This is a genomic window from Limisphaera sp. 4302-co (genome assembly GCF_049537155.1).
Classification (GTDB): Bacteria; Verrucomicrobiota; Verrucomicrobiia; order Limisphaerales; family Limisphaeraceae; genus Limisphaera.
The window spans coordinates 176,682-194,249 of record NZ_JBMVQZ010000004.1 but is presented as its reverse complement, the minus strand read 5'-3'; the positions used below and the strand labels follow the sequence as shown (position 1 = coordinate 194,249).

Sequence of the window (17,568 nt, the reverse complement as noted above, 5' to 3'; positions counted from 1 at the left end):
ACCGGTCGCAGTTGCACCACCCGGCCCCGCGGTGATAGCAAGAACGCATGCGCCAGGCTGTCGCACCCGGGCTCACGAGGCTGCTCCCTACCCCGCTGGCCCTGGCCTTCGCGCTCGCGGGCAGCTTCGTCCCGCGAATGCCCGCCCCGGAAATCGAGCCCGCACTGGTCCCCGTCGGCGCCCTCTGGCACTACCGACTCAACTCCCTCGACGGCCCGCCTCCGCCTGCAAACTGGTTCCAACCGGACTTCGACGACTCCGCCTGGCCCTCCGGACGATCCGGCTTCGGCACCGGCTTGGGCGACGAGGTCACCGTCCTCACCGGCTCCAACCTGGTTTCCGCCTGTTTTCGGACCCGCTTCACCCTCGACGAACCGGCCGCCATCCAATGGCTCCTGCTCCGACTCGACTACCACAGCGGATACGTGGCCTGGCTCAACGGACAAGAAGTCGCCCGGCGGGGCCCGGTCACCGAACCACCCGCTTGGGACGAGGTCGTGCCGTTCCGACCCCGACCCGCCACGGAGGAAGTCAACCTGAGCTCCTTCCGCACCCTGCTTCGAACCGGCACCAACGTGCTGGCCATCCAGGTCCATGGCTACCTGCGGCCCGCTCCCGCCCTGGCCCTCATCGCCGAACTGCGCGCCCATTTCAGCCGCGGTCCCTACGTCCAACAGGTCGGTCCGACCTCGGCACACATCCTCTGGCAGACCGTCGTTCCCACCACCGCCGTCGTCGAATACGGCCTCCAGCCCGGGCCCGACCACTTCCTCGAACTCCCCCAGCTCACCAACCGGCACCACGCCGTGTTGAGCAACCTGCCTCCGGGCACCCTCATCCATTACCGCGTGCGCAGCCGAACCGAGGATGGCGAGGCCCTCTCACCGCCGGGGGCGTTCCGCACCGCGCCGCTCGCCGGACCGGTGCGCTTCGCCGTCCTGGGTGATTCGGGCTCCGGAACACTCCCCCAACTGCAGGTCGCCTCCTGCCTGGCCACCGCCGCAGTCGACCTGGTCCTGCACACAGGCGACCTTGTCTACCCGGCTCTCACCCGCGCACTTGCCGATCTCAGGCTGCTGAGCGTCTACGAATCCATCATGCGCAACGCCCCCTGGTACCCCACGCCGGGAAACCACGACCTCTACGGACCCGAGCTGCTCGATCCCTACTTCGAAATCTTCCTCCTCCCCACCAACCCCGTCACGGGGACCGCCCATTTTTATTCCTTCGACTTCGGCGACGCCCACTTCATCTCCCTCTTCGTCCCCACACTCATGCCATTCCGCAACCAGCAGGCCTGGCAGATGGGCGCCGACAGTCCCCAACTCTCCTGGCTGGCCGGCGACCTCGCCTCCACCGACCGGCCCTGGCGCATCGTTTTCCTTCACAGCCCGCTCTTTCACTCGGGAGGACATCGTTACGACGATTACAACTTCAACGGAATCCAAGACCGCCTGGAACTCCAGACCTGGCTGCTGCCCATCCTCACCCGGTACGGCGTGCAGGCCGTCTTCAGCGGCCACGATCACAGCTACGAACGTCTCGCCCCGATCCAGGGCGTGCATGCCTTCGTGACCGGAGGCGGTGGCTACACGTTGTACGCCCTGACCGAACGCGACCGCCTCAGCGTTGTTTACCAGGCCCGATTCCACCACCTCGAATGCGAGATCAATGGCGATACCCTGCACGTCGTCGCGCGCGACCGCTTCGGCAACGTTTTCGACACCGTCACCATCCCCAGGGTCTCGCCCCCCACACTCTTCTGGGTCGACCCGACCTCGCTGCCGCCCCGGCTGGGCTGGAACAGCGCACCCGGCGAAACCTACGAACTGCAGGCCACCCCCGCATTGACCGTCCCGTGGGAAACCCTCGAGACCATCTCGGCCACTGACTACCAAACCGTCCGCCCCGTCCCGGACACCGGATCGGACCCCACCGCGGCCTTCTTCCGACTGCTCTGGCGGCGGTGATGCACCCACATCAGCGCGCCCCCACCGCCGGTCCGCGCAGGGGGTCTGGCCCCCGTCACCCCGGAAACGCGAAGGGGCGGCACCACCCGCACCGCCCCCGTCCGTCAACAAATCCCGCTTGCAGGGCCGGGCCCGGCCACCATGCCTCAGCCGGAGCTCCCCTGCCGGGGAGGCAACTCTCGAATCCGCATGTTCCGAAACTCGATCCGCATGTCCACCCCCGCATGGATCTGCAAGCCGATCGGCGCGGGGTCCTTGTACCGGTCGTCCGTGTATTCCACCAACTTCTGGTCGTTGATCCACACGGTAAAGGTGGTGCCCTGCGCACGGAGCCGGAACTTGTTCCACTGTCCCGGCTTCAGAATCTTCTCGATTTCCCTGGCCTGGCCCGATTCCGGATAGCGTTCCCGCCCGCCGGTGTAAAACGAACCGGTCATGTCCTTCTTGAGTGTGCGCGAGACACCGATCTGAAGCTGCAGCTCGGGCTTGCGCAGCATCACCCCGCTGTCGATCTCACCATCCCACCGCGCCTCGAACTCCAGCTCGAAATCGCCGTACTCCTTCTCCGTCCAGAGCACATTGCCCTGGCGCGCCGGATCGCTCTGCCCCACCAACACCCCGTCCACCACCCGCCAGAACGGGTTCGGCTCCGGGACCTTCCAACCCGTCAGATCCTTCCCGTTGAACAGCGGGCGCCATTCCTGGGCCGACAAGGGCAGCAGAAAACCCGCAAGCACCACCACCCAGGCCGCCAGCCAGCTCCGTCGTCGCCTTTCACCCGTTCCAAAAGGATCGCACTCCTGCCGGCAGGCAAGCCACACCGCTCCGACCGAGAAAAAGGAAGCTTGTTGGAAGGACCGCAACCCGAAGGCTGTCACCCGGCTCGTGCCCCCCGGGTTCCCGTGATTCGAACGTTTCATCCCGTTCACGAGCCTGCATTCTGCCGAAACCCATCCCCACCCCGCAAGCACCGCCGGAACCCTGCCCCTGAAACGCAGAATGGTCGGAGCGACAGGATTTGAACCTGCGACAGCCAGCTCCCAAAGCTGGTGCTCTACCAAGCTGAGCTACGCTCCGACCCTGCTTCATAGTGACACGCGGCCGATCCCCCGGCAACGCGGAATTTATGGGCAGCCCGTCGCCCGTAGCCGGCCTGTCGAACCGGAACTTCCGACCTCAGCACGCCGGACTCCCTGGGCCCCGCCCCGCAGCCCGGCGGTATCGCCGGCTCCTCCGTGCGCGCGTCCAGGTTTTACGGATTGCGCCACAGCCGGCCGGCCCTACCCTTGCCGATGTGAAAACGAGGTGCCGCAGCGCCCATCCTCTCCCGTCCAGCCCGGCCACCGGTGGGGGTCTTGGGCTCATGCTGATCGTTCTATTGACACTCCGAGTGCCCGCCCAGCAGGTCCCCGTGGTGGAGGTCACGCTCACCAACGGCATGCGGCTGTTGATGGTCCAGCGTCACGATGAACCGTCCATCGCCGGCGGCTGGGTCGCCCACGTCGGCAGCGCCAATGAACGGCCCGGGATCACCGGCATCACCCACCTCTTCGAACACATGATGTTCAAGGGAACACGGACCATCGGCACCCGGGATCCCGAGCGCGACCTCCAAATCATCGAAGAACAGGAACGCATCCGCGAGCAGATCCGGAAGGAAGAGGCCGAACTCCGGGCAGCCTGGCGTCGGGGCGAGATTGACGACTGGCGCAAGCCGGAAAATCGCACGCCGCGCCTGCGCGAGCTGGAGGCCCGGTTCCGAGAGTTGGTCGAGGAACAGCGCCGGCTCCTGGTCAAAAACGAGTTCGACCGGATCTACACCGCCGCCGGTGCCTCCGGCATGAACGCCTTCACCACCGAGGACCTGACCGCCTATTTCATTACCGTCCCGGCCAACAAACTCGAGCTCTGGATGTGGATGGAATCCGAACGACTTCTCCACCCTGTCTTCCGAGAGTTCTACGCCGAGCGTGACGTGGTCTTCGAAGAACGCCGGCTGCGTATCGAATCCACCCCCTTGGGCCGCTTCGAAGAAACCTTCAACGCCCTTTTCTGGCAGTCGCATCCCTATCTCTGGCCCGTGGTCGGATGGCCATCGGACATCCCGGCCATCACCAAGGCGCAGGCCGACGAGTTTTACGCCACCTACTACACGCCGGAGAACATCACCCTGGTCCTGGTCGGCGATTTCACCACCAACCAGGCCGTGGCCATGGCCCAACGTTACTTCGGGCGGATCCCGCCCGGAAACCGTCCCCCGCCGGAGGTGATCACCGAGGAAATCGCACCCGTGGCCGAACGCCGCATGTACGCCGAGGCCGAGGCCAACCCCCAGGTCCACATCGCCTGGCTCACCGTGCCCTTCGCCCACAAGGATTCCTACCCGCTGGATCTGCTGGCCGAGATCCTCTCCCACCGAACCGGCCGGTTGTACAAGGGACTGGTGCTCGGACGGGAGATCGCCACCCAGGTCAGCGCCAGCCAGAATTCCCAAAAATGGTCCGGTAACTTTCGCATCACCGCGGAAGCCCGCGAACCGCACACGCCCGAGGAGGTCGAAAAGGCCATCTACGAGGAACTGGCCCGGCTGCAGGAGGAACCCGTGCCGCCCGAGGAACTCCAAAAGGTGAAGAACAACTTCGCCGCCAATGAATACCGCCGGCTCACCTCCAACTTCGCCATCCTGATCCAATTGCTGCTTTACGACGGATGGGGCGACTGGCGCGAGATCAACGCCGCCGGCCCCAAATACCAGGCCGTCACCGCCGAAGACATCCAACGCGTCGCCCGCAAGTACTTCACCAAGGAAGCCCGCACCGTGGCCATCTACACCCGGAAACCGGCCGCCGGGGCAAGGGCAGCCGGGGCACATCCACCCGACCAACCATGAACGCAGTCTCCCCCCAGGCCGCCGCTGTTCTCGTTCCCATCCCACGTCTCATGCAAACCCCTCCTAACAACCGCCTTCGAACCCATTGGTTGAATGCTTCCGTGCCCGGCCTTCTGGCAAGTCTGGCCCTCTGGTTTGCGCCCGTTCTCGTGGCGGGTGCCGCCGACGACATCCCTGACCGCCCGGAGCAGCTCCGGTTCCCGCCTCTTCAGTACGAGCCCCCCGATCCGGCAACCTGGCGGGTCGTTCTGCGTTCCGGACCGGTGGCCTACGTGATTCCCGATCGTGAATTGCCCCTGCTCAACGTGGTGGTCTACGTCCGCGCCGGGGCGTACCTGGATCCGCCCGGTCGGGAGGGACTCGCCGATCTGACCGGTTACCTGCTGGCCCGTGGCGGCACCCGGTCATGGGCTGCCGACGACCTTGAAGAGCGCCTCGCCTTCCTGGCCGCGCTCCTCAACTCCTCCCTCGGCGACACCCAGGGCGCCGTCAGCCTCAACTGGCTTGCCAAGGACATGGACGAAGGCCTGTCGCTACTGCGGGAAGTACTGGCCTTTCCCCGGTTTCAGGAGGACAAGCTCGCCCTGCGCAAACAGCAGCTCCTCCAAGCCATGAAAGAACGCAACGACCACCCCGCCTCCATCGAGCAGCGCGAGATCGGCTTTCTGGCCTACGGCGAAGATTTCTGGGCCAACCGACTTCCCACCGCCGCCTCCATCGAAGCCATCCGCCGCGAGGACCTGGTCCAATTCCACCAGAGATGGTTTCACCCCTCCAACTTCGTCATCGCAGCCAGCGGCGATTTCGACCGCGACGCCTTCATCGCCAAGCTGGAGGCGCTGTTCGCCGACTGGCCCTTCAGCGGCGTCCGGCCGCCCCAGGTCCCCACCAACACCTCTTTCGCGGCGTCCGGCACATACATTATCCCCAAGGACGTCAACCAGGCGCGTGTCTCGCTTCTTCTGCCCGGTGTGACGCGCGATCACCCGGATTTCTTCCCCCTCATGGTGATGAACCACATCCTGGGCGGCGGCGGGTTCACCTCCCGCATCGTCAACCGGGTCCGCTCCGACGAGGGTCTGGCCTATGCAGCCGGTTCCTCCCTGCCCGGCGGCGTCCATTTCCCTCCTCCCTTCCGCGCCGCGTTCCAGACCAAATCCCGGACCGTCTCTTATGCCATCTCCATCGTCCTGGACGAACTGCGGCGCATCAGGGCCGAACCCGTCAGCGAGAACGAACTCCACACGGCGCAACGGGCCTTCATCGACACCTTCCCACGCCGGTTCGCCACCAAGGCCCAAACGGCGCAGCTCTTCGCCCAGGACGAACTCACCGGCCGCTACGCAAGGGAACCGGATTACTGGAAACGCTTCCGCGAGCGCGTCGCCGCCGTGTGTCGTGACGATGTCCTCCGTGTGGCCCGCGCACACCTGCCGCTGGACCGGCTGGTCATACTCGTCGTGGGCAACCCGGACGAAATCCTGCTCGGCCATCCCGATCACCCGGTCAGCCTGTTCGAGCTTTCCCCCGGCCCGGTCATCGAATGGCCGTTGCGTGATCCGCTCACCCTCGAGCCGGTGGGAACGCCCCGGACCATCGCGCCCGGCCGCAACTGACCCGGGACCTCCGCGCCGGCGCAAGCCCTTCCACCGGCCGGGCGTTCACCAGAAGGTCCCGCCGTTGCCGCCGTGCCCTACAGCCGCACCGGCCGCGGCAACCGCCAGCCCGGCGATTCCACACGCACCGGTTCCTTGTGCCAGATGCCCGGGATCGGTTTGCCACACTTCGGGCAGGTCCCCTCCGGCGTGATCTCGTACCGTTCCACCACGTAACCGGTCCGCGCCACCACGGTGTGGCCGCAACCGGGACAGCGAGTGTCCTCCCACGGTCCCACGCGCCCCGGAAGATTGCCGGCGTATATGAACCGAAGCCCCTCCTCCGCACCGATCTCAGCCGCCCGAACCAGATCCTGTGCCGTGGTCGCGCGCGGCTCGGTCATCTGATAGTCCGGATGAAACGCCGTCACGTGCCACGGAATGTCCGGACTCACCGAAACCAGGAAACGCGCCATGTCGCGCAGTTCTTCCGGACTGTCGTTCCACCCCGGGATCACCAGCGTCACCACCTCCAACCACAGACCCCGGGCGTGCACCTCCCGGATCGTCTCCAGCACGTGCGCGAGCGTCCCGCCCAGGGAGCGGTAGCGGCGGTCGTTGAACGTCTTCAGGTCCACCTTGTAGCACTGAATCCACGGCCGCAGGTAGTCCAGCGCCTCCGGGGTGGCGTTCCCGTTGGAAACGAACCCGCACAACAAGCCCCGTTCCCGCGCCTTACGAAACACGGCCACCGCCCATTCGGCCGTGATGAGCGGCTCGTTGTAACTGGAGACCACCGACCGCGTACCCGTGCGTTCCGCAGCAGCCACCAGCTCGTCGGGCGTCACCGGCTGAATCGGCACTCCGGCAGCCGGATCCCGCAGCGCCTGACTCGTCACCCAGTTCTGGCAGTATGAACAGTGAAAGTCACAACCGAGCATCCCAAACGTCAGCGCGTCCGTGCCCGGCAACACGTGGAAGAAGGGCTTTTTCTCGATGGGATCGCTCGCCACACCGGCCACGTAACCGAAAGGCACCCGCAGCTCACCGTCCCGGTTGAAACGGACCTTGCAAATCCCGCGCCGGCCCGGGGGCAACAAACAGCGATGTCCGCAGGCCACGCAACGAATCCTGCCCCCCTCCTCCGACCGCCACAGCTCGCCACGAACCGTGTAACGGTCCAGCAGATCCGCCAGCGTCAGATCCGCCACACCGGCAGGCCGGCGGGACTCTTCGCCCAGACTCTCCTGTGCCACCGTTTTCATGGGATGCCTGCCAAAACCTAAGCCCCGGGGCCCGCACCTGCAAGGGGCGCACACGGGCTGCCGGAGGCTGGGAAACGCCTGCCCCGTGCCTTTGCCGCCAGTGCTGGAGGTCTGCACGCGGCCGGCCAGGCAGGCGAGCAGCCGCCATTCCCCTTCGCCGGCACGTCAAAACCCCACACGAAACCCGGGCGCCGGTTCCGCCCGAAATGGGGATCCTACCAAGGGCCCGTCCTCAAATACTCGTCAATGGCCCGGGCCGCCCGCCGGCCTGCTCCCATCGCCAGAATCACCGTCGCACCCCCGGTGACAATGTCGCCCCCGGCAAACACACCCTTTTTGGACGTTTTAAGGGTTTCGGGATCCGCACGGATGTAGCCTTCGGGGGTCGTGGCCAGATCCGGCGTGGTGGATTGGATCAGGGGATTGCCCCGGTTGCCCACGGCAATGACAGCCATCCTGGCAGGAATCACGAATTCCGACCCCGGCACGGGCACCGGCCGGCGGCGCCCCGAGGCATCGGGCGCGCCCAGTTCCATCCGCACACAACGCACCCCGTCCAACCAACCCCGACCATCATCCAGGAACTCCACCGGAGCGGTCAGAAGTTGAAATCGCACGCCCTCTTCCCGGGCATGTTTCACCTCCTCCAACCGCGCGGGCATTTCCGCCTCCGACCGCCGATAGACAATCGTGGCCGTGGCCGCCCCCAATCGCACCGCCGTCCGGACGGCGTCCATGGCGGTGTTTCCCCCTCCGATCACCACCACCTCCTTCCCACGGCAATCGAACACGGGCTCGTCGGCACCCGGCTGCCCGGCCCTCATCAGGTTGACCCGCGTCAGAAACTCGTTGGCCGAGTAAACCCCGCAAAGGTGCTCCCCCGGGATGTTCAGGAAGACCGGCAGACCGGCGCCGGTGGCCACAAACACGGCGTCAAACCCCTCCCGGCCCAGCAGTTCGTCCAGGGTCACCGTCTTCCCCACCACCACGTTGGTCTGGAATCGCACCCCCAGCCGCCGCAGGTTCTCCACTTCCTGACGTACGATCTCCTTGGGCAACCGAAACTCCGGAATCCCGTAAATCAGCACCCCGCCGATCTCATGCAACGCCTCCAATACCAACACCTCGTGCCCCTTCCGCACCAGGTCCCCCGCCGCGCTCAGGCCTGCCGGCCCGCTCCCCACTATCGCCACCCGCTTGCCCGTCGGCGGGGCCTTTGGAGGCAACGCCGGCCCCCCGTGCTCCCGCTCGTAATCCGCCACGAACCTTTCCAAATACCCGATGCCGATCGGTTCGCCACGCTTGCCCAGAATGCAGTTCCCCTCGCATTGATGTTCCTGGGGACACACCCGGCCCGTGATCGCCGGCAGCACGTTGTCCTCCCGGATCTTCGCCGCCGCACCCAGGTAGTCACCCTCCAGCACCAACTGGATGAACTCCCGGATCTTCACCCCCACCGGACACCCCTGCGTGCAGCGCGGACTCGCACACTCCAGGCACCGCAGCGCCTCCCGCCTGGCCAGCAGCTCGTCCAAGCCCAGATTGACCTCTGCAAAGTTTTGCCGACGCTCCGTGGGCTCCTGCTCCGGCATCTTCTGCCGGGGCAGTTTCATCCGTTCACGCGGCGGCAGCGGATTGCCCATGATCACTCCCCTCCGCCTTTCAGCGCTTGCTCCAGCGCCAGCATCCGGCATTCGTGCGGCTCCTCCGCACCTGCCGCGGCCGCCGTCCGCTCGAACTCGGCCAACGCCCGTTGCTCGAAATCCCGGTACATCGTGTTGCGCGTGGCCAACAACCGGAAGTTCACCAGATGCGCATCGAACTCCGGCCCGTCCACACAGGCGAACTTGCTCTCCCGCCCCACCTGAACACGGCAGCCGCCGCACATGCCGGTCCCATCCACCATGATGGGATTCACGCTCGCCACCGTCTTGATCCCGTATGGCCGCGTCAGCTCCGCCACCGCCGCCATCATCGGGATCGGTCCGACGGCCAGCACGTAGTCCACCTGCCGGCCCGATTCGAGAAGCCGCCGTAGCACATCTGTGACCAGTCCTTTTTCCCCGTAGGACCCGTCGTCGGTCGTCACGTACAGTTCGTCGCTGAATTCTCGCATTTCCTGTTCCAGAATCACATGTGCCCGACTCCGCGCGCCCAGGATCACACAAACCCGATTCCCCGCCTGCTTCAACGCGCGCGCCGTGGGATATGCGATGGCCGTCCCCACGCCGCCTCCGATCACCACGGCCGTCCCGTACAACGCGATCTCCGACGGTTTGCCCAGCGGCCCCACCACATCCAGCACATGGTCACCCGACTCCTTGCGGTTCAACAATCGGGTGGTCTTCCCCACACCCTGGACGATCAGGGTGATCGTGCCCGCCGCTGGATCCGCATCCGCAAGGGTCAAAGGAATCCGTTCGCCGGCCTCGTGGACGCGCACGATCACGAATTGCCCCGGCTTCTGACGGCGTGCGATCGCAGGTGCTTCGATCCGGAAGAGCTTGATCTCCGGCCCGAGGAATCTGGCCTCGACGATTCTGAACATACGCATTCCCCCGGCACGGGGCCTGTCCGCACCACCCGAACATGCAGCCAACAGGCCTCGTAACCACCCAGCATCGTTGCGAAACCCGCCACCTACCCTCAACACCAAATCTCACCCGCCCGAGCCCGCGCCCTCGTTCCAACCGATATCCAACGTCCCCCGGCCCTCCACCGTGTCAGAACACCTCACCGAAGACAGTCTGCCGATGCCGGAACTCCGGCCCCGGCCCCGTTTGGACTCGGGTCCTCCCATCACCAACAGCCGGGACAACCGGGTCGGACCCTCGTGGACGCACACCCTTCCCCAAGCGGGTATGGCCCACCCTCTCCCCCGTACCGGCTTCGAGGTCCTCGGCGCGGTGCACAGCGGATTCTTGTTGCTGGCAGGAGAGTGGGTGGCCGGCCTGCACGTCGGAGATCACCCGGCCGCCGCCGCACTGGTGACCGCGCTCTTCACCCGGATCGCCGCCTCCCTCGGTGTCCTCATCGCATCGGTGGTCACCCGCAAAGACCGCGTCCCCGGCCTGTGCCTGTTGCTGGCCCTGCCCATGGCCGCCCCGGGCGGTTGCTGGTTGCCCTTGGAAATCGCCCCGGACATCCTGCGCCACGCCGCCTTCTTGCCTGCCCACAGGTTGCGCCGTCCCGGCCCTGCATCAGCTCATCAGCTTCGGGTAACGCCTTTCCCGACATCATGCCTCACGTTTTTGTGCTCACCGGTTTCGGCACCGTCACACAAATCCCTGCCATCGGACATCTTCGGATCTGATTCATCATTCCATCCAAAGCAGACCGTCTTTCGACCCTTTTGCCCGCACGCGTCCCGTCCGGGCGTCCCGTTTGGCCACAAACCTTCCCGCCGGGATCCCAACGAAGGCCGCTTGCCCCGGACAAGCCGCGGCGGCGCGATTCAACAAGGAGATCTTCATTGACCGGACCCGGGCGTTGCCCTAAGTGTGGGCGGCAACGTTTCGAATCGTGTCAATCCGTCCATGAGCCAACGCATTCGCTTCACACTACCGCAGGCAGAAATTCCTGCTGCCTGGTACAACCTTTTGGCCGATCTTCCCGAGCCTCTGCCTCCGCCACTCCATCCCGGCACCCGGCAGCCCGTCACGCCCGACATGCTGACAGCGATCTTCCCCGAGAACCTGGTTCAACAGGAAGTCAGCTCGGAACGCTGGATCGAAATCCCGGAGCCGGTCCGCGAGATCTACGCCCTCTGGCGCCCCACGCCCCTGCTGCGGGCGGTGCGATTGGAGAAGGCGCTGCAGACCCCGGCCCACATCTACTACAAGTACGAGGGGGTCAGCCCCGCCGGAAGCCACAAGCCCAACACCGCCGTCGCCCAGGCCTTTTACAATCGCGAGGCCGGCACGCGCCGGTTGGCCACCGAGACCGGGGCCGGGCAGTGGGGGTCGTCCCTTGCGTTCGCCTGTCGGCTGTTCAACCTCGAGTGCGTGGTTTACATGGTCAAGGTCAGCTTCCAGCAAAAGCCCTACCGGAAGCTGCTCATGCAAACCTGGGGCGCCACCGTTCACCCCAGCCCCAGCGACCAAACCGAGTACGGCCGGCGGGTGTTGCAGGAGGACCCCAACTGTCCGGGCAGCCTCGGCATCGCCATCAGCGAGGCGATCGAGGACACCGTCAAGCACCCCGGCACCAAATACTCCCTGGGCAGCGTGCTCAACCACGTCTGCCTCCATCAAACGGTCATCGGCCAGGAAGCCCTCAAACAAATGGAACTGGCCGGAGAAGAACCCGACGTGGTCATCGGCTGCGTCGGCGGGGGCAGCAATTTCGCCGGTCTGGCCTTCCCCTTTGTCCGCCGGAAAATCGCCGAGAAAAAGACCACGCGAATCGTGGCGGTCGAACCCACCGCCTGCGCCTCACTGACCCGTGGCGAACTGCGCTACGACTTCGGCGACACAGCGGAAATGACGCCCCTGTTGATGATGCACACCCTCGGTCACAAGTTCATCCCGCCCAAGATTCACGCCGGCGGTCTCCGCTACCACGGCATGGCCCCGCTGGTCAGTCACCTCAAGAAGCTCGGGCTCATCGAGGCGGTCGCCTACCCGCAAACCCGCGTGTTCGACGCGGCCGTTCTCTTCGCCCGGACCGAGGGGATCGTCCCGGCCCCGGAACCTTCCCATGCCATCGCAGCCGTCGTGGACGAGGCCGTCCGGGCACGCGAAGAAGGCAAACCCCGCGTCATCCTCTTCAACCTGTGCGGGCACGGTCTGTTGGACCTCTCGGCCTACGACCAGTACCTCACCGGCCAGATGAAGGACACAGACAACGGCAACTCCTGATCTCCCATGAAACCGACCCGTCTCATCCTTGTAGGGGCCGTCCTGTGGACGGCAACTGGTTCGCACCTCCCTGCACAACCCTCGGCGCACTACCCGCCCGGAATCGAAGGCATCAAGGGCGCCACCCTGCCGCCGCCCGGTGTCTACTTCCGCGACTACAACCTCTTTTACTACGCCAGCCGGCTCAACGACGCCGGCGGTGATGAGATCGGATCCGCCGATCCAAACACCTTTGTCTACGCCAACGTCCCACGTCTGCTTTGGATCACCGACTGGAAGCTCCTTGGAGGAAACCTGGGCTTCGACGCCTTGTTACCCATCCAGTACACCGACCTGCGCATCAACACCCCGGGCGGCAGATTCGATGACAGCACCTTCGGCATCGGCGACCTCTTCGCCGAGGTCACGCTCTCCTGGCACCTGCCCCAGGCCGACTTCGCCATCGGCTACGGGCCCTGGGCGCCCACCGGGGATTCCTCCGCCTCGGACCCCACCGCGCCCGGTGCGGGCTTCTGGACCCACATGTTTACCGCGGGCATGACCTGGTACATGGACACCGAACGGCGCTGGGCCCTGGCCGCTCTCTGCCGCTACGAAATCAATCACGAGGACCGGGACAGCGACTGGCGGCCCGGTCAGGTCTTCACCGTGGATTACGGCCTCAGCTACGCGGTCACCCCGGCGATCGACCTCGGCATCGCCGGTTACTTCCAAACCCGCACCACCGGCAACCGCGGTGCTCAGGCACCCACGACGGACCGCGAACAAGTGGCCGGCATCGGCCCCGAGGTGGTCCTGTTCTGCTCCAAACTGGGCCTCTTCACCTCCGTACGCTACCAGTACGAGTTCCTCGCGGAATCACGACTCCAAGGGCACACCGGCGTGATCACCCTCACGCGCCGGTTCTGACCCGCGACGCCTCCTCCACAAAACCGGATCGAATCCCCGGTCTCCGAGAGAAGAAAACCCGGGGCGGGCAGCGCCTTTGACAGATCCCGCTTTCGCCGTTAACCAGTAAACTCCCGTCTCCACGGGAGGCGGAGCGCAAAAAAGCCGTGGGAGCCGCACCGGCCGGACTCGGGTACCCCGGCAAGGGAACCTGGCAGGGCTGGCGCCGCCCCACAAAGAGAAACCGAAGCACCAAGACATGAACACGGACACCTTGTTGCAAGCCCTGCGGTGGCGCTACGCCACAAAAGTCTTCGACCCGAACCGCAAGATCCCCGCCGACGTATGGTCGGCCCTGGAAGATACGCTGGTCCTGTCGGCCTCCTCCTTCGGTCTGCAACCCTATCGGTTTGTGGTCGTGGACGATCCGTCGCTGCGCCAGCAACTGATGCCCCACGCGTGGAATCAACGACAGGTCGTTGACGCGTCTCACTTCGTGGTGTTCGCCGCGCGCACGGCCATCACGGAGGGTGACATTGACCGCTGGATCGCCCGCATCGCCGAGGTCCGGGGGGTCACGCGCGATTCGTTGGCCGGGTATCGGTCCATGATGACCGGCATGCTGCTCGATCCCTCGTTCGCGCCGCAGGCCGTTCATTGGGCAGCCAAGCAGGCCTATCTGGCCCTCGGCAATCTCATGACCGCCGCGGCCCTCCTCGGGATCGACACCTGCCCCATCGAAGGCTTCGTCCCGGCCGAGTTCGACCGGATCCTCCAATTGCCGCAACAAGGTTACACTTCGGTGGTCTGCTGCGCACTCGGTTACCGGTCACCGGACGACAAGTATGCCGCCCTTCCGAAGGTCCGCCTGCCGAAGGAAGAGCTGATCCGCCACGTCTGAACGTCGCTTGCAGGGGTGATCCGCGGCGGGCGGAAAGAGCCGCCGGATGCACGTCGGCCGGGGCGGACCGCCCCGGCCGCGTGGCTTTGCCCTGCCTGCGTGCCTGCCTGCACGCGCCCGAGCCGGCCCCGGTCCGCAGCAGGCAACCCGGCCGGGGCGCAACCGGCAGATCTGTCTCGCCGGCCTTGATCGGCTCGTGACCCACCGGTGGGCAGATTCAAGCCGGTCAGGGCCGACGAACGCCGCGATCTGCCCGGTCGCCCCGGTGAGGGGGCCGCTGCCAGATACACCCGGCCGCGATCCAACACGACCGCACACAATTGGTGCACCAATCGCAGCGGATCCGGCGGCCTTCGCAGCCGGCGGCGTCAGTACTCCCGGTTGCGTTTGCGACCCGGTTCGGGCACGGGATAACGGCCGTCGGGGCCGGGCTGCAGCGGCGCGGGCGAGTCGTAGGTAAGCTGGTCCAGCCCGGGCGCCATTTCGTGGTCGTGGTTGAGCATCTCCTCCAGTGTGATTTCCTGGCCGGTGTGGACGGCCATCCGGCCCATGGAGGTGACCACGCTGGCCATGACGCCCCGCTCCACCTCGTTGTGCGGTTGATCCTTGACGATGGCCGTCAGCAACGCGCGCCACTCGTTGATGTAGGGGTTGGACTCGTCCTGCGGAACGTTCGATTCCCACACCAGGTCGGAGCGGCGCATGCGCTGGCTCTTGAAGATCCGCGAGGGCAGTCCACAGTCGCCGCTGCTGGAGGCCACCGCCATGCCCTTCGTGCCGTGGAGATAACTGGCATACAGATCGCGGCAGCCGGTCATGCACCGGCCGTCGAACAGCATCTTCGTGCCGTCCGGGTACGTGTACTCCACCGAGTACACATCGAAATTCTGATCCACGTAGGGCCGTCCCTCCGGATCGGTTTTGTAATGCCGGCCTCCCAGACCCTGGGCCCGTTCCGGCCACGCACCCTTCATCCACGCCAGATGATCAATGATGTGGATGTAGAAATCACTGAAACAGCCGCCGCTGGCCCAGATGAAACTGTGGAAACGCCGGACCTGATACAGGAGATGACTGATGTCCGGCGGCTTGGCCACGGAGGCGAAATACCCGCCGGGCCCGTGCATGCGATAACCGCGTTGCAGAATGATCTCACCCAGTTCACCGTCGCGTACCCGCTGCGCCAGTTCCTGCAGGGCGCGGCTGTGCCGGGACATCAGGCCCACGCCGCATTTGAGTCCCTTGGCCTCCGACTGTTTGGCCAGCTCCAACATCCGCCGGCTGGTCGGCCCGTCCACGGTGACCGGCTTTTCCATGAAGACGTTCAGTCCCTTTTGGATCGCATAGGTGAAATGCACCCATCGAAAAGCGGGTGGCGTGGTCAAAATCACCACGTCGCCGGGCCGCAGGCAATCCATCGCGTGTTTGTACGCGTCGAAGCCGAGGAACCGGCGTTCCTCGGGCACGTCCACGTGCTCCGCAAACTGCCGTTGAAGGCTGTCGTAGCTGCTCTGCAGGCGGTCTCGAAAGACATCCGCCATGGCGACGAGTTTCACCGGCAACACACCGGCATGGATGGCATCACCCACGGCCCCCGTGCCGCGGCCGCCACAACCCACCAGTGCCAGTCGCAGTCCTCCACCCTCCCCGCCGTGCACATGCGGCAGGGCCACACCGGCCAGAGCGGAGACCGCCGCGAGGCGGCCGGTTTGGATGAGGAATTCCCGGCGGTTGGGCCATCGGTTGTTGGTTGAGTCCACTGGTTCCATACGCTCATGCTCCATGGGTGGCCGCCCTTCTGTCAACGCGCGGTTTTTTCACATGGGACGACCCCGGTCCGCCGCGCATTCGAACGCTTGCGGATCCGGCCCGGTTGACAAGCGTTCGGGGAAGGCTTTACTTGCGGTCATGAAGGCGAAGGATCCCGCGGCGATTCCCCCCGGCTCCATCAGCCGGCGCACGTTTCTCCAAACGGCCCTGGCCGGCCTGGCCATGGGAAGGTCGCTTCTCCAAGCCCAACAACCCGGTTCGGCAGGCATTCCCACGCGGCCACTGGGGCGCACCGGCGTCCGCATCTCCATCATCGGTCTGGGCGGTTGGAACATCGGCGCCGTACGCGACGACGACGAAGCCATCGCCCTCATGCACCGCGCCATTGACGAAGGGCTCACCTTCTTCGACAACGCCTGGGAATACCACGACGGGCGCAGCGAGGAGCTCATGGGACGCGCCCTCAGCTCGGGCGGCCGTCGTGACAAGGTCTTTCTCATGACCAAGGTCTGCGGCCGGGATTATCGAACGGCGCGCCAGCATCTCGAGGAGAGTCTCCGGCGTTTACGGACCGACCGCATTGACCTGTGGCAGTTCCACGGGATCAAATGGGACGACGATCCGGACCTGATTTTCGCCGAGAACGGCGCCCTTAAATGCGCGCTGGAAGCCCGCAAGGAGGGGAAAATCCGTTTCATCGGGTTCACCGGCCACCAGCATCCCCGGCACCACCTGGCCATGCTGGCGCGGGACTTCGCATGGGATGCCGTTCAAATGCCCTTGAACCTCGTGGATGCCCATTACCAAAGCTTCCAGAAACAGGTCCTGCCGGTCTGTCACGAGCGGAACATCGGCGTGCTGGGGATGAAAGCGCTGGCCTCGCAGAACGGCCGGCTGGTCCGCGAACTGGGCATCCCGGCACCCACGCTCCGGAGGTACGTACTGAGTCTGCCGGTCACCAGCCTGGTCTGCGGCATCCAGTCGCGGCGCGACCTGGAGCAGGACATCGCCATGGCCCGCAATTTCCAACCCCTCACCGAATCGGAGATTGCCGAACTGCTGGCCAGGTCGGAGGGCCCGGCCGCCGACGGACACATCGAACAGTACAAGGTCGGCAACTACGGCTGCGACTGGTGGCATCGCCACGCCCGGACTTCGTGAGTCAGAAGGGCGCTTGCGCGCCACGGGCCGAACGTTTAGATTTTTCAGCGGATCGAGGCGAATGCCCGGCCAGGGGCAGCGCCTGGGTTCCCGTGGCGCCAGGGTAGCTCAGTTGGTAGAGCAGAGGACTCATAAGCCTTTGGTCGGGGGTTCGAGTCCCTCCCCTGGCACCAGCTTTCCGGCGACCCGTGTGTGAGTGCGCACGGGTCGCCCTCTTTTTTACCCTCCGCAAGCCTGCCGTCGTAAAAGACGTCCAGCTGCACAAGTGA

Annotated in this window: 12 protein-coding genes and 2 tRNA genes; 8 read left to right on the top strand and 6 right to left on the bottom strand. The window is 65.4% G+C overall.

From position 1 onward, the window contains the following. Positions 1–47: 47 nt before the first annotated feature. Positions 48–1,970, top strand: a complete 1,923-nt coding sequence (locus ACPDIX_RS06170; RefSeq protein WP_423430903.1) for a metallophosphoesterase — start codon at positions 48–50, stop codon at positions 1,968–1,970. A gap of 146 nt (positions 1,971–2,116) precedes the next feature. Here the strand turns inward: ACPDIX_RS06170 and ACPDIX_RS06165 are convergent, their stop codons facing one another. Then, positions 2,117–2,890, bottom strand: coding sequence for a 3-keto-disaccharide hydrolase (locus tag ACPDIX_RS06165; RefSeq protein ID WP_423430902.1), 774 nt, complete (start codon positions 2,888–2,890; stop codon positions 2,117–2,119). Positions 2,891–2,970: 80 nt separating this feature from the next. Next, positions 2,971–3,047 (bottom strand) — tRNA-Pro (locus ACPDIX_RS06160). A gap of 286 nt (positions 3,048–3,333) precedes the next feature. Here ACPDIX_RS06160 and ACPDIX_RS06155 point away from each other — a divergent pair. Next, positions 3,334–4,860, top strand: coding sequence for a M16 family metallopeptidase (locus tag ACPDIX_RS06155; RefSeq protein ID WP_423430901.1), 1,527 nt, complete (start codon positions 3,334–3,336; stop codon positions 4,858–4,860). Between the two features lie 50 nt (positions 4,861–4,910). Beyond that, positions 4,911–6,476, top strand: a complete 1,566-nt coding sequence (locus tag ACPDIX_RS06150; protein WP_423430900.1) for a M16 family metallopeptidase — start codon at positions 4,911–4,913, stop codon at positions 6,474–6,476. Between the two features lie 77 nt (positions 6,477–6,553). Here ACPDIX_RS06150 and amrS read toward each other — a convergent pair whose 3' ends face one another. From amrS to ACPDIX_RS06135, 3 genes are all read right to left on the bottom strand, one after another. Continuing rightward, positions 6,554–7,720 carry an AmmeMemoRadiSam system radical SAM enzyme gene (gene amrS, locus ACPDIX_RS06145; RefSeq protein ID WP_423430899.1) on the bottom strand — a complete coding sequence of 389 codons (1,167 nt, stop codon included), beginning with the start codon at positions 7,718–7,720 and terminating at the stop codon, positions 6,554–6,556. 215 nt (positions 7,721–7,935) lie between these two features. Then, positions 7,936–9,363 (bottom strand): NADPH-dependent glutamate synthase, encoded by a 1,428-nt coding sequence (gene gltA, locus ACPDIX_RS06140; protein WP_423430898.1) that lies wholly within the window; start codon positions 9,361–9,363, stop codon positions 7,936–7,938. A 2-nt stretch (positions 9,364–9,365) separates the two neighbouring features. Continuing rightward, entirely contained in the window at positions 9,366–10,268 is a 903-nt protein-coding gene (locus ACPDIX_RS06135) for a sulfide/dihydroorotate dehydrogenase-like FAD/NAD-binding protein (RefSeq protein WP_423430897.1), read from the bottom strand. Positions 10,269–11,256: 988 nt separating this feature from the next. Here ACPDIX_RS06135 and ACPDIX_RS06130 point away from each other — a divergent pair. The 3 genes from ACPDIX_RS06130 (at position 11,257) to ACPDIX_RS06120 (ending at position 14,368) form a co-directional block, all read left to right on the top strand. After that, complete coding sequence (locus tag ACPDIX_RS06130) at positions 11,257–12,579, top strand: TrpB-like pyridoxal phosphate-dependent enzyme (protein WP_423430896.1); 1,323 nt, start codon at positions 11,257–11,259, stop codon at positions 12,577–12,579. Between the two features lie 6 nt (positions 12,580–12,585). Then, complete coding sequence (locus tag ACPDIX_RS06125; protein WP_423430895.1) at positions 12,586–13,488, top strand: SphA family protein; 903 nt, start codon at positions 12,586–12,588, stop codon at positions 13,486–13,488. Between the two features lie 238 nt (positions 13,489–13,726). Next, positions 13,727–14,368, top strand: coding sequence for an NAD(P)H-dependent oxidoreductase (locus ACPDIX_RS06120; protein ID WP_423430894.1), 642 nt, complete (start codon positions 13,727–13,729; stop codon positions 14,366–14,368). Positions 14,369–14,736: 368 nt separating this feature from the next. Here the strand turns inward: ACPDIX_RS06120 and ACPDIX_RS06115 are convergent, their stop codons facing one another. Next, positions 14,737–16,137, bottom strand: a complete 1,401-nt coding sequence (locus tag ACPDIX_RS06115; protein ID WP_423430893.1) for a Gfo/Idh/MocA family protein — start codon at positions 16,135–16,137, stop codon at positions 14,737–14,739. A gap of 139 nt (positions 16,138–16,276) precedes the next feature. On the opposite strand from ACPDIX_RS06115, the gene ACPDIX_RS06110 reads away from it, so the two are divergent. Together ACPDIX_RS06110 and ACPDIX_RS06105 are read left to right on the top strand one after the other, a co-directional pair. Next, a complete protein-coding gene (locus ACPDIX_RS06110) occupies positions 16,277–17,299 on the top strand; it encodes an aldo/keto reductase (RefSeq protein ID WP_423430892.1) in 1,023 nt (340 codons plus the stop codon). Between the two features lie 97 nt (positions 17,300–17,396). Then, positions 17,397–17,472, top strand: a tRNA-Met gene (locus ACPDIX_RS06105). Positions 17,473–17,568 lie beyond the last annotated feature (96 nt).